11 protein-coding genes and 4 pseudogenes are annotated in these 15906 nt (G+C 55.1%); 10 read left to right on the top strand and 5 right to left on the bottom strand.

From position 1 onward, the window contains the following. Positions 1-54: 54 nt before the first annotated feature. From HYG81_RS44605 to HYG81_RS44585, 5 genes and pseudogenes are all read left to right on the top strand, one after another. A complete protein-coding gene (locus HYG81_RS44605; RefSeq protein ID WP_226778860.1) occupies positions 55-888 on the top strand; it encodes a TIR domain-containing protein in 834 nt (277 codons plus the stop codon). 215 nt (positions 889-1103) lie between these two features. Beyond that, entirely contained in the window at positions 1104-1886 is a 783-nt protein-coding gene (locus tag HYG81_RS44600; protein ID WP_226778859.1) for a RipA family octameric membrane protein, read from the top strand. Positions 1887-2161: 275 nt separating this feature from the next. Then, a complete protein-coding gene (locus HYG81_RS44595; RefSeq protein ID WP_226778858.1) occupies positions 2162-2596 on the top strand; it encodes a TRAM domain-containing protein in 435 nt (144 codons plus the stop codon). 268 nt (positions 2597-2864) lie between these two features. Beyond that, positions 2865-3436, top strand: a pseudogene (locus HYG81_RS44590) (helix-turn-helix domain-containing protein). A gap of 14 nt (positions 3437-3450) precedes the next feature. After that, positions 3451-3978, top strand: coding sequence for a hypothetical protein (locus HYG81_RS44585; RefSeq protein ID WP_226778857.1), 528 nt, complete (start codon positions 3451-3453; stop codon positions 3976-3978). Here the strand turns inward: HYG81_RS44585 and HYG81_RS44580 are convergent. Continuing rightward, positions 3941-4962, bottom strand: a protein-coding gene (locus HYG81_RS44580; RefSeq protein ID WP_226778856.1) for an IS630 family transposase whose coding sequence is annotated in 2 segments (ribosomal slippage) — positions 3941-4468 and positions 4471-4962 — 1020 coding nt in all. Because the reading frame shifts where the segments join, the coding sequence is not laid out codon by codon here. The genes HYG81_RS44585 and HYG81_RS44580 overlap by 38 nt on opposite strands. 387 nt (positions 4963-5349) lie before the next feature. Here HYG81_RS44580 and HYG81_RS44575 point away from each other — a divergent pair. From HYG81_RS44575 to HYG81_RS44565, 3 genes and pseudogenes are all read left to right on the top strand, one after another. Next, on the top strand, positions 5350-6021 hold the full coding sequence (locus HYG81_RS44575; protein WP_233289955.1) for a metal-dependent transcriptional regulator: 672 nt from the start codon (positions 5350-5352) through the stop codon (positions 6019-6021). Between the two features lie 88 nt (positions 6022-6109). Further along, the gene (locus HYG81_RS44570) at positions 6110-7396 is read left to right on the top strand and encodes an Nramp family divalent metal transporter (RefSeq protein WP_226778854.1); all 1287 of its coding nucleotides are present in this window, start codon (positions 6110-6112) and stop codon (positions 7394-7396) included. Positions 7397-7429: 33 nt separating this feature from the next. After that, a pseudogene (locus HYG81_RS44565) lies at positions 7430-9101 on the top strand (transposase). Positions 9102-9527: 426 nt separating this feature from the next. Here HYG81_RS44565 and HYG81_RS44560 read toward each other — a convergent pair. The 3 genes from HYG81_RS44560 to HYG81_RS44550 are packed head-to-tail and all read right to left on the bottom strand — an operon-like array spanning position 9528 to position 11549. Further along, entirely contained in the window at positions 9528-10787 is a 1260-nt protein-coding gene (locus HYG81_RS44560; RefSeq protein WP_226778853.1) for a tyrosine-type recombinase/integrase, read from the bottom strand. Between the two features lie 2 nt (positions 10788-10789). Further along, positions 10790-11191 carry a HEPN domain-containing protein gene (locus HYG81_RS44555; protein WP_226778852.1) on the bottom strand — a complete coding sequence of 134 codons (402 nt, stop codon included), beginning with the start codon at positions 11189-11191 and terminating at the stop codon, positions 10790-10792. Further along, on the bottom strand, positions 11184-11549 hold the full coding sequence (locus HYG81_RS44550; RefSeq protein WP_226778851.1) for a nucleotidyltransferase domain-containing protein: 366 nt from the start codon (positions 11547-11549) through the stop codon (positions 11184-11186). The genes HYG81_RS44555 and HYG81_RS44550 overlap by 8 nt, the downstream gene beginning before the upstream one ends. A 1362-nt stretch (positions 11550-12911) precedes the next feature. On the opposite strand from HYG81_RS44550, the gene HYG81_RS44545 reads away from it, so the two are divergent. Then, entirely contained in the window at positions 12912-13736 is an 825-nt protein-coding gene (locus HYG81_RS44545) for an IS5 family transposase (RefSeq protein ID WP_226778850.1), read from the top strand. Positions 13737-13765: 29 nt separating this feature from the next. Here the strand turns inward: HYG81_RS44545 and HYG81_RS44540 are convergent. Further along, a pseudogene (locus HYG81_RS44540) lies at positions 13766-14386 on the bottom strand (transposase); the annotation flags it as partial. Between the two features lie 714 nt (positions 14387-15100). Between HYG81_RS44540 and HYG81_RS44535 the strand changes: the two are divergent. Beyond that, a pseudogene (locus HYG81_RS44535) lies at positions 15101-15232 on the top strand (helix-hairpin-helix domain-containing protein); the annotation flags it as partial. Positions 15233-15906 lie beyond the last annotated feature (674 nt).

Here is a 15906-nt window from a genome sequence, read left to right as displayed (position 1 = left end):
CTAAATAGTAAAAACCCCCTTGGGTTTAAATACCCAAATTGCGATGTATCGCCTGTGACACCCAACGAAAACGATCCTGTCACCAACGTCCCGACCGTCGAGGTGCAAAGCCCTACAGGAAGCCTTGACGTGAATGCCCTTGTCAAATCAAACGGGGAAGACGATCCGTTTGCTGGTCTGTTCGAGGATACTACTGACGGCTCCAATACGACATCAGTTCCAACCGCAGACCAGCAAAATTCCGACGTCGTCGATCCCGGAAAAGATTTCCTCGCTGGGTATGCAGACTGGAAAGGTGGACAAGTTGATCATGATCCGCATGACGACTCACTTCGCTATCTCTGGCACGACGCCCCGGAACTCATTATCGCTGCCATCGTAGCAGGCTATTTCACGTACAAGGGCGCTCAGGGACTTGGCGGCCTGGTTTCATCTGGCTCCACGACAGATGAGACTGGCACATCGACACGGCCGCGTCTCCCTCTAGAAGATCGGCCGTACCGGGTGTTTGTGAGCCACTCGTGGAAATACTCCGAGCAGCGTGAACGCATCGAGAAGTTCCTTGATGATGAAAATCAACTGAACTGGCAGAACTTCAGCGTCCCAGAGGACGATCCGATGGAGTTCGAAGACACGAATGATCTTCGTCAGCAGCTCTACCAGCAGGTTGGGCAGACAAATGTGGTAGTCGTCGTCGCTGGGATGTACGTCTCGCACAGCGAGTGGATCGAGGAAGAGATTGAGATAGCTGACCATTTCGAGAAGCCCATCATCGGTGTGCGACCGAACGGGAACGAGCGGCTTCCGGCAGTGGTGACGGAGGCAGCGGATGAGATTGTCGGTTGGCGGCAGCAATCTATCGTGGATGCTATCGCGAAGCATGGGTGATACACCCTCGGACGAGCACGGCCCAACACAGGAGGATGACAGTACTCGATTCTCACCCAGACGTCCAGAGCGTGATGAGACGCTCATCGATCAGTACACGTACTACACGGAGAGCGTAATGGCGGTCTCCGAACGGCATCTACGTACAAACCGTTTCTACGTCTCACTACTCTCAGGATGGCGCAAAGCATCACTCGTCGAGGCCTTAGCGGAACATGCCTGAACCAGCTGACAAGTCTAAAGGCGAGAGTGAGTTGAATAATGCCGATTCTGGCGAGAATACTGAGGACAAAGACACGCCTGAAACGGAGCCGGAACACTCCGAAGAGATTCCTGATGGGGATCCAGCCGAACCGGCCGAGTCCGAAACCGTTGAGGATGGACCGTTAACGAACCTGAACGACGAGGAGACGGATCGATTGATGGATCAATACATCCACTATGGCGAAGTGGCAATCGAGACCGCGAATCAACGGGTTCAGATGAACCGGTTTTTCGGCTTGATTTTGACGTCGATACTGGCCGGGCTCTTCGCTCTTGCCCGCGGAAATTTGACGGCTACGAGTGCTGCTATCGTTGTGTTCGCCTCTGGATTTGGCAGTCTGATCTGCTACTTCTGGTACCAGAGTTTACAGTCCTATCGCCGGCTGAACAAGGCCCGATATGCTATTCTCAACCAAATAGAGTCTGCCCTCCCTGTCCGAATGTATCTCGATGAATGGCGATATCTCAAGCGGGAAAAACCCGACCCGGAAATCATTGATCCCCGACCTAATGAAGACCCAGACCACCGCTCGCATACGATTGTTGAACAGTGGTTCGTCCGTCTCCTTGCCGCTGGATACCTCACCGTCGGCGGGTACGCTGGCGGCTTCATTCTAACTCCTTTCATCACGGACGCAGGCTATTCTCTGCTGTCACCCACGACAGTCAGGCTAATAATCGGTGCAATCGTCATGGCTGGTTCGATAGTTATATTCTGGATCCGAAGCCGGTGACAACTACTATGTGACGATGGAGATCCGTGCAGACGCCGAAGATGACCAGTTTTTCTTCCCGGAGTCGGCTGGCTAAGTCCATACCCTTGTGCAGCGAGGACTCAGTGCAATGGAGGATGATGATAACTCGAAGTTTGAAGTTGTCACAAACGGGATATCCCTTGGGAAGAACCGACTGAGGACGAGTGAGGGAGCTAAAGTTCGTAGGAATCCGTGAATCTCACCCTCTTGATCTAAAGAGTCATCGATTAGTTCACGGAGATTCATACCCCCGTATGGTCGAAATTCCTGACTCACTTCGCTCCCTGTTTAGTGCCCCTCTTCTACAACGAAACGGGGCATACATCATCGAAGTCCCTTCGAATGAAATTGATCAGGAGGCTCTCACTGCCGACGAGACGTATCGCGTAGCAATCCTTGGAGCTCCATCCTCTGCTGAGTCAACGAATCAGCAGGATTCACAGGATACTCATTCTCGGCAAAACGCGAACCAAGCCCCGTCGGGACCACCCGTCGATGAAGGCGAGATTTGGGACGTGACGATCGAGACGGTCGGTGATCAAGGCGACGGCATTGCGAAAGTCGAACGCGGATACGTCGTGATCGTACCTGGCGCCCAGCCTGGTGACGAGCCGACTGTCGAAATCGAACAAGTCCAGGAGAACGTCGCGTTTGCCAGCATTGTCGATAGCGATCCGCGAGCGCTCTAACTCGGGTTCATCATTTTGAGAGCTATTCGAACAGGTAGTGAGGCCCAACGTCGGTGTCTGCCGGACTTAACATCCTTTGTACGAAACTTAGGTCTAGCTGGTCATATGTAGAGCGCTTTTGTGTTCCTATCTCGATAGAGATAACTAAGAGCGTATCATGTCGATGACGGAGTTCATGGATCCCACCGCTGCGAAAATCGTCTTGGCAGCACAGCGTGGGGATTCTATCAACCGAATTGCGGAGAAGGTCGATATCTCGTACTCGTAGATATACGACTGGATCGAGCGGTTGGCTGATGCAGAAATCATCTCAAATACTGATGATGGTATTCACATCGTCGATTACGAGATGCGCCGCCACTATAATGAAATGATGGGCGCACTGTACCGCTGCGACCGTATCTCGCAGGAGGACGCCTATATCATTCCTCACTTTGCAGGGATGGAGTTCGCGCACACGGAAATCGACGCGGCCTACGTCTGGACACACGGCGGCTATCAAATCGCGCGCAGCCATGACGATTATCCCGTGTTCATCGACGTTCACGATCAAGATGTCGACCGCTGGATCACGTTCTTCGAACAATACGGGATCGACACCACGATCGACGAACGCCCCGATGCCAGCAACGTCGAGGGAGATATCTATTACGTCTTGTTCCCCACCGCAGGCGGCATTGAAACAGAGTGGATCGACGGTAACCGGTCATCCCATTGGATGAGACGGTCGAGCAGATGATGGATAATCGGCCGGCCTACGAACCAGCGTTAGAGATCATTACCGAGGAGTACGACATGGATATCGACGCGAGCCACCACGACCGGATGACTGCGGACTGAAAAACGATTCACCCATGAGCCTCCCCGAACGCCAAACCGAACTGATTGATACGCATCGTGCAATACAGGATGCCGGCCTGCCATACGTGCTCGTCGTCGGATGGGCAGTATCTGCCTTCCAGGCGCGGTTCACCACCGATGTCGACATGGTTCTACCAGAGATATCACTCGATGAATACGACGCTCTTCTCACCAACGCCGGCTACATCAGGGAGTTCGATAATGACGTGGCGAACATCTACGAGGGGCGGATTGTCCGGTACGAGAAACCAGTCGGTGAGAACACCGTCGAGTTCGATGCGCTGGTCGGCGCGTTACGCTGCCGACAGACCGACGCCGAGTGGTCGTACCGCTACCTCGAAGAGCACAGTCTCGTCGAATCATTCGACGTAGCGAAACAAAAGCTACGAACCTTCTCAATATATTGTGGTTCTCTTCTTCTGGTTGTTACAAACCCGCATGTCCCTACGATCTCGGCTCATAGCATAATCTCGATATTTATACTCAAAGACAGAGGTATTGATAGACACCTGGTGGACTAATTGATTCGAGTGCTGTCCAGACTGCTGATCGTATTTCGGCACAACTGCCGAAGTAGCGGTTTGCTAAGGCGAGTTTGAGTCGTCGCCAGTATTCTTCGGTTGGGTTCAGATCCGGCGACCCAGTCGGGAAATAGACCAGCTCGATCGGTTCATCGGCGGCAAAGTCCTTCACCGCCTCAGCGGTGAAGTACGTCGCCTGGTCCAACAGTACAACCAGCTTTTCGCCGAACTCCGCTTGGAGATGCTCCAGAAAGCGGATCGTCACCTCACCGGTGAACGATCCGCCACACTCCAGCACCGACGTCTCCCCGTACTCAGTGACTGCTCCCAGCAGGTTCACTCCCTCGCGAGAGGCCGACACGCCCACGGTCGGCCTCTCGCCAACCGGATACCATGCCGCGTAGAGATCTGCTCCAACCGCTTTCCGCGTCTGGTCGATCGTGACGACCGTGGTGTCCTCGTCACGGCGGCCTACTTTTTTTCGACCGTCTCTTCGAACTCCTCACGTTCGCCTTCATCGGCAGAGGCCGGCTCCGGCCGGGGTCTCTTCGGCGAGACCCCGGCCTTGTGCATGAGTCGGCGAGTGTGACGGCGGGAGAAGGCGATGTCGAACACCTCACTGAGGTATTGCTGGGCGAGAGCTGTACTCCACGCTGGATCGTCGTATCCAACTTCTTCAGGGGGATCATGGAGTACAGCAGTGAACTCCTCGGACTGTTTGTCGCTGAGCTCGGAAGGACGTCCAGGACGAGATTTATCGTAGAGCGCGGCGTCGAAGCCGCGCTCTTCAAAGCGATTCAACCAGTTGTAGACAGTGTGACGGTCCCATCCGTATTTGTCTTCAATATCGGCCGGAGAGAGCCCTTCGAGATACTCGCGAGCAGCGGTGAGACGTTTGATCGCCTTCGGATCTGTCTCGTCCGCGAGTTGCTCGCGGACTCGACGTTTCGTGAGGTCGGGAATCTTGTTCCCTTCCTTGGCCATATCGGCGACTATTTCGCTGGCGTATCAAAACTTCCGGCCTACAGTATAGAACTTTTCACTGGCAGACCGAGTGGTTAGCCAAAACAGCTACTTGATCTGCTGCTTTTCCAGTCGGAACGCGATGGACCTCTATGCGCCAGCCAGAGTTGAGGCTGGTGTTCTCAATGCCTAGTGTACATCGTCGTATTTCCTAAAATTATTGATTGTATCATAAGTATATTTTATAGTTGTAAAAAATATGCCCGCTCCATTCCTGTTCCTTCTTTCTATTTGTTGAGTCAACGGCGGTTGGCCATCCAACTGAAAGGGGTCCAATTCGACCTATGTTACGAACAAATATATGAGTTAGCCGAGTCTAATCCAGTATTACAGATGCTGAGTGCTGTCATGGAGGATTATCTCAAATCCATCTACATTATCCAGGCCGAGAGTGATGGAAGGGTCAAAACAGCGGCTATTGCTTCACACCTAGACGTCAAGCCACCGACCGTCACGAGTATGGTGAAGAAACTGGCCGAGAAGGACCTGGCCAACCACGAGGCCTACAAGGGTGTAGAACTCACTCCAACGGGCAAATCCGTCGCCCTTGAGGTGATTCGCCATCACCGTCTGCTTGAGACCTATCTTACTGAAGAACTCGGCTACGATTGGAGCGAGGTGCACGACGAGGCTGACCAATTGGAACACCACGTGAGCGAGATGTTCATCGACAGAATCGACACACAACTTAACGAACCGCAGGTCGACCCCCACGGTGATCCAATTCCGAGCACTGATTCAGACACTGTCGAAGATCCACCGGGATCTGTTCTTACTGACTTCGATGAGAATGACGCAGTTGTTATTCAACAAGTACGCACGCAAGACACCGGAGTTCTTCGATACCTCGATGAACAGGGAATTAGACCAGGGATATCACTCACCATCGAAGAAGTCACGCCCATTGGGATGATCACCATCCATTCTGACTCTTCGGAGACGACTCTCTCTCTTCCAAACGATGTCGCCAGGTATATTCGCGCCCGTCCAAGCGGTGAAGTGTCTCCTCCATCATCTTGAACGACACCAGAATGGATTAGATTAGGCTAAATCTAATATTTCCATCGTCAGATATTTCATTAGTAATGTCTAAACCTCCGCCAGAGAAATGGCGCGGACTGAATCAGACAAAACTGAGAATTCAACCGGCCGCCCATCACTACGGGAACTCCTGTATTATCTTGGGCCGGGCTTTCTCATTAGCGTCGCGTATATGGATCCCGGGAACTGGGCCACGAACATCTCCGGCGGCGCGAAGTTCGGGACGGCCCTACTCTGGGTGATCGTCCTCGCGAGCCTGATGGCTATCGGCATCCAGATCATCGCTGCCAAACTCGGCATTGCGACGGGCAAGGGCGTCGCACAGCTCTGTCGAGAACGGTTGCCCAAACCTCTCGTCTGGCCGCTCTGGGCCGCCGCCGAACTCGCAATGATCGCCACTGATATGGCCGAGATCATCGGGGCTGCGATCGGATTCAGTCTCATCTTCCAGCTCCCGCTGGCGGCTGGGGCCATGCTCGCCGGCATCAGTTCATTCGCCTTGCTCGGCGTTCGGACTGCCTATCGGCGCGGATTTCGCTGGGTCGAGTTCATGATCATGGCACTCGTCGGGGTGATCTCGCTCGCGTTCGTCTTCGAGATGGTCCTTGCGCAACCGACCGCCGGCCAGATCGCTGCCGGGCTGACGCCGTCCATCCCGAATCAGACAGCGCTGTTCATTGCAATCGGGATTCTCGGTGCAACGGTCATGCCCCACAGCGTTTATCTCCACCCGAAACTTGTCCAGGATCGCCGCACACAGCTCGTCGAGGAGAACGGCGATTCGGTAAGTATTCATCGGCGCCACTTCCAGCTAGAAAGCATCGACACGACGCTCGCACTGTTTGGCGCGATGTTCGTGAATGTTGCCATGCTCGTCGTGGCCGCTGCATCGTTGCAGGGCACAGGTATTGAAACACTCACCGAGGCATACGTTACTCTTCAAACGGTCTTCGGGGCGAATTCGAGCCTCGCATTCGGCATCGCGCTCATTGCCGCCGGGCTGTCATCATCACTGGTCGCGACCATGGCTGGCCAAACTGTCATGGACGGCTTTCTTGATCTCAACGTGAACGTCTGGATCCGCCGCTCGGTGACCCTGGTCCCAAGTCTTGCAGTGGTACTCGCAGGGTTCGACCCGACGAGTGTCCTCGTCGCCTCACAGGTCGCGCTGAGCTTCGAACTCCCCTTCGTGCTCATCCCCCTGCTCTGGTTCACCTACCAGGAGGACATCATGGGGAGTTTCACGAACCGAACCAAGACAACCTATGCACTCGCGATCGTTATCGGCCTCATTGTCGTGTTGAACGTATGGCTTCTGTATTCGACGCTGTTCGGTGCTGGCACAGCAGCGTGATACACGCACCCGCACTAGCGATCAGGATACCTGATGACGTCGATGCACGCATCTCAACGCACTGTCTTTCGGACCATCGCACAGACGACCTACTCCGAGTGGCCCGTCTATGACTCGACACCGCTGTACGACCAGAGTTCGCTTAATGGACTCAAAGCAGATACCCAAACTGTTGCTGCCGCCTGGTTTAACCACGATGCCCACGAGTCGGTTGAGAAGTCCGTTTGTAATTACCCACTGTTGTACGTCGATTTCCGGCCTCACGACCGGTATTCCAGTGCAACGCGATATTAGATATCTCTGCTCTTCCGGGTGTTTTTGCTTAAAGAACTCTACAACTGGAACCACGAAATAGCCCTCGTCGAGTATCTCCAACAGCACACGTCACTGTGTCGGAAACTCGGGCTCGACTCTGTGCCCGATCAGTCGACTCTGTGGCGGAGCTGGCACCGCCGATTCACCGCTGATCTCAGAGATACCGTCGAAAAGGGCACGAGGACGATCCTGATCCAGGTAGATCAACAGGTGTTTCAATCCCGCGAGAACCGTTGAACACACTATCACGCTCCGAGACAGAGCAAGAGTCAACGATTGGCGAACAGACGGTACTTGATCGAGCCGAGGAGATTAGTGACCATGTCGGTCGAATTGCCTATCCTGCATTCTCGTTCGACCGTGGCGCCAGCTGTGAGATTCACGAGAACGCCTTCTGGGATTTGCAGACCTATCTTGGATTACGTGACGGTCTCGCTGCGAATGAGGGTGCACGGAGCTTCGTTCACGAGTCCCGACGCGAACGGACTCCACTCGGCCACACCCATCGGGAGCATATTCGAGATCTCTCGGTCGATGAAATCCGCGAGATGTACCAGGCGGCGATTCAGCGCTTGATCAACCGGACGTCGGAATCAGATGCATTCCACCGGGCAGGAATCGTCGAGATTGACACGACCGAAGCAGATCCGTTCACAAGTGACCGCACGGGTCACAAGGACGAGATCATCGGAACGAAGGAGAAGACCGACGAGTCCGCATACCAGTGGGCGACGATTCAGCTGGTCGGAAACGCCGTGCCGCTCATCCTTGACGCGAGGCCAGTTCGAAAAGGCGACAGCCGCTTGGAGATCGTCGAGGACTTGCTGGACTCGGCAGAGGACCTCGTTCATGTCGATAACGTGTGATGGATCGGGAGTTCGACAGTCAGCACATCCTGGAGGAGATTAGTCAGCGAGGACTCTCTTACGTCGTTCCCAAGCGGATGCACACCAGCGAGAAGGCGTAAGCGAAACGGTTGTTCGAGTAGGGGAGAGACCGTTACGAGAATGACCGTAAACTCCATCTCGGCAACGACGAGTGGCACGAGACCACGCTCATCTATCGGCGGAAAGAAGATTCTGAACACACCGACTATCGGCAGTACTCGGTGTTCATATCGAACCGGGGTGGTAGTTTCCTCGAGGAGTACGGGTACTGCTGGGAGATTGAGAGTGGCTACAAGAGCGTGAAACAGTTCATGGCCGCGACGACATCGAAGAACTTCGTGCTACGGTTCTTTTACTTCGCGTTTGCGTGCTTGCTGTATTCGGTCTGGCGAGCGGTTGATTTGCCCATGCAAGTTGACCTGACTGGTGAATACGATCAGTCACTGATGGTGACTGCAGATAACACGCTCACGCTGTTGAAGAAGCAGACTGGAATCGGTTGACGTCGGTCCCGTAACCGATCAGGAGCCGCGATGACCAGCTACAGCACTCTCTTGAAATTCGAGTGAACGTAGTTACGGTAGAATTTCGAATACGAACTCCCGATCGGGGACATCTTTGAGGCTGCCGCGACTGACTAACCCTTCGAAACCACGCATTCTGGCCTCTCTATAGCGGGTGCAGTCTCAATTCCCAGGGCCAGGGATTAATATAGTGTCACATAGTCCATTTCATGGTATTCTGCCGTCTCACGACCTATAACGTACGTATTTCACCGAACTAGGGGTATTTAGATATGCTTGTGATTATGTAAGTAATGCGGACAAAATAACCGATTATGTGTCATGTTCCCTCTCTCTAATTCAGTTGCCCCCAGAATTCGGTGAGAGTTAGACGTTGTGATGGATCCAGAGTTTTAGAGGGAACAGTTAGAAGCGTTCGTCGAAGATGTCCGCGAGTTCGCCCTGCACCAGGTCACGCATTGCATCAGTGCGGGCCTGTCGGCGGGTACGCTCGTCAAGATAGTTCCGCTCGGACACTGACGCGTCACGGCTTCCCTGCGCGGCTGCGACGGCCGCTGTTCCAGCCTCGATGTTCGGGCGCTGCTGGCGGTAGAGTCGATACCACGTGCGTCGTCCCATCTTCGGGAGCGGGTGGCCGCCGGCAATCTGGACGCCAGCACGCTCTCCGAGGTCGCGGAACCACCGCCGCGCTGTCTCCGTCGATATGGGGCTCCCGATCGACTGCCCGGGAAGAAGATAGCCCGTCCAGTCGTCATTGTCGCCGAGGACATCGATGCGGTCACGGATGGCGTCGACGCCGACTAGGAGTTCGACCGTATTCCGGGTACGGCGAGCGTTTTTTCGCTGCCCGGCCTCGAACTCAATGTAGGGGATGTCGCCGTCGTTGGGGTCGAACACCAGCTGGTTCACGTGGAGTTCACACGCCTCCACGGGCCGGAGTCCCCACCCGGCGAGCGCGAGCAGGAGGTAGCGCTCGTCGTCGTCGCCGGCGTCGAGCAGCGCCGCGAGGTCCTCACGGGCAAGGGCGGGATGGTCGTAGAGTGGATCTTCGTCCCACCCGAAGCGATTCAGGAGGTTCTCGGCGGGGTTGTAGATCCCGCGCCCCATCTCTTCGAGGAACGTATACCAGTTCTTCACTGCCGAGACGTACTTCTTTTTCGAGACAAGTGTGCCCAGCTCCTCGTCAAGGATACGGAACGTGTCCCGGACGCGCGCGATCTCGTCCGGCTTCGCAGTCTCGTCCAGCAGCGGCGTGAGGAGGTCACCCGTCTCGTTGACCTCATAGTAGGTGGTGACATAGGTTTTCAGTCTGGAGCGCCGGGGGCCGACCGTGGTCTCGGCCCGACCGCGGTCGCGCTCGAGTTCTTCGAGATAGTCTTCGAGTCCTCGAATAGTTGGTTCGTGGCAGATTCCCCATGCATCGTCCGTGTCGTCGGGATTCGGCGGGAGGCCGACGGCGTCGTAGAAGTCGCCGGGGGAGAGGCCGTGGTCGCGACGGAGGCGTTCGACGAACCCCGAGAAGTTGCGCTTGAGCCACGCGTACGTGGGAGTCTCACTATTGGGATCGGTGTTGTCGTCCGGATCGGCGCGGAGCGCGGGCGCGATTTCCTCGCGGTAGTACGTCTCGAAGTCGTCGAGGCCGTTGAAGCGGGCGTAGTTCGGCATCGTTAGTCGGACAAGGTGCAGAGGGCTTCCATATCGGAGACGAGTTGCTGGGTTCGCGAGTGGAGCGCATCGACGTTTTCGTCGATAGTTCCGTAGCCGTAGTCGGCCTGCTGGCGGAGTTCCCCAAGGTCGTTTAGGAAGCGGCCGTCCGTGCGCGATGCGTCGCCCTCAGTGACGATTTCGGACCCGAATAGGGTGAGAACGCCGCCATGAGTCGTGGGGTCGTGCCCTCGGTCGTAGAGGGCAGCTTGTGCAGCGTGGAAGCAGGCGTAGTACAGCCGGTTGATGACGACCGCGTCGGAGAGTTCCGCGTTCCGTGCTCCTTCGGCATCCGAGAGCGCCTGGCGTGCTTGTCGGAGTTGATCTTCGACCGCGGATTCACTGGGCGCCTCGTCGTTAGGCATACGAGCGTCCCTCGTTGAGGACGTTCCGAACGAACGGGTTCCCCTCTTGCCGGTGGCGCTCGAACGTCGGCTCGTCCAGAATGTGGAGTTCAACGAGCGGCCCATACTCGAGCATCACGTCGTACGCGATGTCGCGGAGGGAGTCGGCGATAGCGTCTCGGTCGGGACCGTCCGGGAGGACGATGAGGACGTCGACGTCGCTCGCGCGTCCGTGGGCTTCGCCGCGAACGGTCGAGCCGAAAACGTATAGCTCGACAATCTCGTCGCCGTGCTGGGACCGCGCGCGGTCGACGAACGCCGTCGCTGCATTGGAGTGGGCATCAGCCGGCAGCGTCTCGTGCGCGGTCTCGTTGCTCATATTCTTGGATACGTTCTTCGGCGTCATTTATATTTCCCCCGCTGGGTGGCGCTGGAGCGGCGAAGAAGGCCGTTCGCTGCGTCTGGTGGCGATTCTAAGGGCATGGGTTTCGGTGGATAGAGCAATACAGTTAGCTCTCTTAGTGTTTGTGGTGTACGGTTGTCTGGTCTGGACAACCAGACAACACAGAATCTTGGTTGAAACTCCCGAAATATGCATAAACTGTATATAGATATACGAAATTTCCTGTGCGACCGGCCAGAGGTTCGGAAGATAGTTTCCTACAAACCAATCGCTTGCTTATGACTTCCCTGGGAAAGAAGCGCGAAGCGCAGTATAGAGCAATCGTTTGTCTAGAAGCAAAAGACAGCAATTTACTCATTACAAGTGCAAACTTATCGGTTATTTCTGTTCACATTTCCATGCGTTTAAACCACCATCAAGGGCATTTGCGTCTCGGCCTTGATCTTGAGCAGCCGTGCTGTCTCTGTCGAGGCAACACCCGTGTCACAGACCGTGACGAGTTCTTCATCGTCTGGCAGGTCATCCAACTCAGCAATTGCGGTGCCGACATCTCCCGAAAGGAGAGCCTCTCGAATTGGGCGATTTGTACTCCTTCGATATAGTCCCCCTCATAGTCCTCTTCTGGCCGAATATCAACCACGCACACATCCTCTCCGTTCTCTAATTGTTCCCGAAGCGTTTCAGGGTCAATTGTCGTCATTAGTGGGTGTCATAGAACGATCCGCATGTCGTTCTTTTCACTCGATCTGAATCGAACTATTCATTCACTACACTTGCAGACGTACCTTTTTGCGCCTCGGGATTCCTCGCTTCGCTCGGAACCGCTCGGCGCAAAAATCTATGCTAAAAAGGCCGCTCGCTCCCGGTGGTCGCTCGCGGGTGCATTCCTTGCGATCCAACCGCAGCGGCAACTCCTTGCTCTGTACTGAACGGCAACTACGTATGCGAAGTGAGCGTTTAGAAAGTGGAGTCTGTGTGCGAGATTTTAACTCAATGACTATCGTACTCAAGTGAACATAAAAGTGGAAAATCATCGTAGGACTCCTCACCACAGGAAATCCCCCGAGGAACAGTTCTGATTATGTGTGCTATCCCGACCGTCAGATAGCATCCATTGCAGCGACAAACACACTGCCGAACAGCAACAGTGACCTGCTTTGTAGATTTGTCTGCACCGCGCTCGAGTGGACCGTCCTTGAACCACTCGTAATAGATATGTTTCTGTCGCTGGAACAGCGTCACCCTCCTGATTACTGCAGAAACTGCCGTGTTGAATAGCGATCTAATCGGTTGATATCGCGGGTTAGAAAGGTGAAGTCGAAGAAATCAACTCTGTCCATGGAAGTCGATCTCCTCGACTTCGTTGAGCAGTGTCGCCACCTAGCCAAACAAGCGTTGGGGAAGCACGCGGGCGAGCCCGCCAGCGGCGGGTTCGCCCGCTGGGTCCATGTCGTACTGCACTGTTTTCGGCTCGAAGAGGGCCATAGCTACCGCGAAACGCCGAATCGACTGGAGTACATGACTGAGATTCGTGATATACTCGGCCTAGATCGGGACGATCTGCCGGAGTACACGACGATCTACAAGTCGTTCGACCGGCTGAAAATGTGGGTATGGCGGGCGTTGCTGCGCGTTTCCGCGCAGCAACACCCGCAGTCTGGCCACGCAGCACTCGACAGCACGTTCTTCGACCGTCGTTCAGCCTCATCGTACTACCGCCAGCGGTCGGGAAGTACCGTTCAAACGCTGAAAGTGACGACATTAACCGACAGGGAGTCCCTTGCTATTCTTGACGTCCATATCTCGGCCCGGTGGAAACACGATACGAAGACCGGGCCGCAGGTCGTCCGCCGGAACGCGGACGACCTGCTGTCCGTCGCGGCGGACAAAGCGTTCCACAACTGGGTCACAAAATATGAGTTCTACGCGCTCGGTGTCGATCCACTCATTTTACAGCGTGGATCGAGACCGCTCACGGTAGGACATAACGCACTCATCCGGGCAAAAGGCTACTCTCAGCGCTGGATGGCTGAAACCTCATACTCAACAACGAAGCGCTCGCTCGGCGATGCCGTGCGAGCGCTTCGCTGGTATCGACAGTTCCGTGAGATCGTCTTGATGTTCGCCCTCATCAACATTGAACCGCTGTGTGAGTCGCTCTAACCATGACTCAGCATCTATTCAACACGGCAGATCATCCAGATTGGCTGTTCGACGGCGAGCGCGTCACGTGTGACGCGCATCGCCGTCTCTTCTGGCGCTTGTTTGCTCTTGGTGAATTCCGCGGCGATAGGGATCTTTTGTCCGGTCGAGACGATCGTACAGCCATAACCGTAGTAGTATTCTTCAGCGGTTGGATCGTAGCATTTCGACGCATCTTGATCGGCGGGCATCGTTCTCACGTCGGTCGAATCGATGCAGTAGGTTAGGTCGAGCAGGCCGCGGTAGGCGGCCTGCTCGACGAGATGGTCAAAGATCTCGTCAACGACGTGTCCAAGATCAGTGAGAAAGCGATCGACCGCGTCTCTCGACGGCGGTCGATCGAAGCCACAGCTGAGCCAGACGACCGTGTTTCGAAGCTCTCGTTCGACGGGACGAATTCCATAGATGTTGCGGTAGTAGCAATGAATGAAGCCACGCATCATCTCGGATGGTTTGTGGTCTCGTGTTCGCCCCGTCTTCGCCGGGGCGAACACGTCGAACTCTTCAAGAAACTCGAAGGAGAGATACTCAAACAACGCTAGCGTCTCTGTCTCCACGATATTGAAGAACGTCTCTACCGAAGGAGTATTTTGCAGGGGCGCTGAACACATCCACCTCAGCGTTCACCTTGCTCTCTGGTATGGTAACTGTTCTATGACACCCTCCGAAGTGGCTATAGTAAAGCGCCACTCGAACGACTTGAGGGGCGCAGCTCGCTGATCTATATCAAGGATAGAGTAGGGGATGGCGTGGTTGACGTGGCCCTGTGTCGCGGGCGGCCACAATGTCAGTTCTGAGCGGCTGGTCTACGAGCGTGATAAGTCGAGACATCCGCAGGGCTCGCGAATGTTCGCGACTGATCCGGCGTAACTGGCTGTCTAGCTGTACTGCGTTCATTAACTTTGGACATCAGTAGTATCGTCATTCGTCATCGGAATTGTATGGAGCTGTCCTCGAAGGTAATCGTGAGGGAGTACACGAGTACGAGGGAGGCTGTCCCCGGTGAAGGGGACTAAGATGGCGACAACTGCCCTTAGACGAGGGGCCGATCGCTGGATCATCCCGCTGGGACTTTTCACGACTACAGGGAATGGGACAAACGTATACCGAGGTGAATGCGCTTGTCCCTGGCTTGAACAGGCAATCGGATGGTTAGGTTCAGTGGTTCAATGCGAGCACTCACCGCCACTGGCGAGCGCCGAGTCGGTCACGGCATGATCTGCCCGTGAAGTCCCAGTCATCGGTTTTTCGGGCAGACCGTGTGATACTGTACCGAGGAATCGGATAACGCTTGGCCTGTCGAGTACAGGGACGGGCCGGCGACCTCGAAGGCGATTGCCCGGGAGTTCGACAGTCTGGGCGAGCTTCGAGGGAGCGAACGGACGCGACTGGAGAGCGTGTATGGAGTTGGGGACGAGACGGCTAGGGCTGTATTGGATAGGGTTCGGGACGGATAGCCGTCGTCAGAACAGCGCTGTCACTACCTGCATGATACGTTTTTCATCCTGGTTCTCGAAAGGACAAACGCAGTGAGAGTGACGGCTGCGTTTGCCCCCTGTATAGGTCGTAGACAGCCGAGGGTTCAGCCCAAGGGTCTCGGGGGATTGGTTGGCGCACGGTTCACTGCGTGATCTGCCTGGTGTGCCAGTAACGCGTCAATGGCAGATCAACATAATGTGGGACGGTAACAAGGAAAGTTATTGGGCCGTCCGATGCAGGGTTGTGAGGAGAAGGTGAGTGACACTATTCAGAGGCCGTGCCCGGGGACCGGGGCCGGTTGGAGGACGTGTATGGAGTTGGGGACGAGACGGCTGGGGCTGTGCTTGAGCGGGTTCGAGAATGATACGTAATAAAGACTATTTGGCAGGGTTGAGTTATCCCGTGAATTAGCTAAAGTACGAGTATGGACAATCGCGATACCCCCGAAGAAACATCGAATTGGTCGGTGATTGGGTTAAGAACAGTCTCGAATCACCAGAGGACAAGGTGGCGTTCATGTTTGTGACCGTGTTGATGTTCATCGTCCTCAACTTCGGGCTGTAAGGCTCGTAGGTCGAGTTGGTCAATCCCGACAGTAACCCTTCAACGTAGCAATAGCGTTTCGGTACGTCAAAATATTTATATTTACCGG

The organism is Natrinema zhouii, from assembly GCF_013456555.2.
Classification (GTDB): Archaea; Halobacteriota; Halobacteria; order Halobacteriales; family Natrialbaceae; genus Natrinema; species Natrinema zhouii.
The sequence above is the reverse complement of the archived record's forward strand: the minus strand, read 5'-3'. Positions and strand labels throughout refer to the sequence as shown.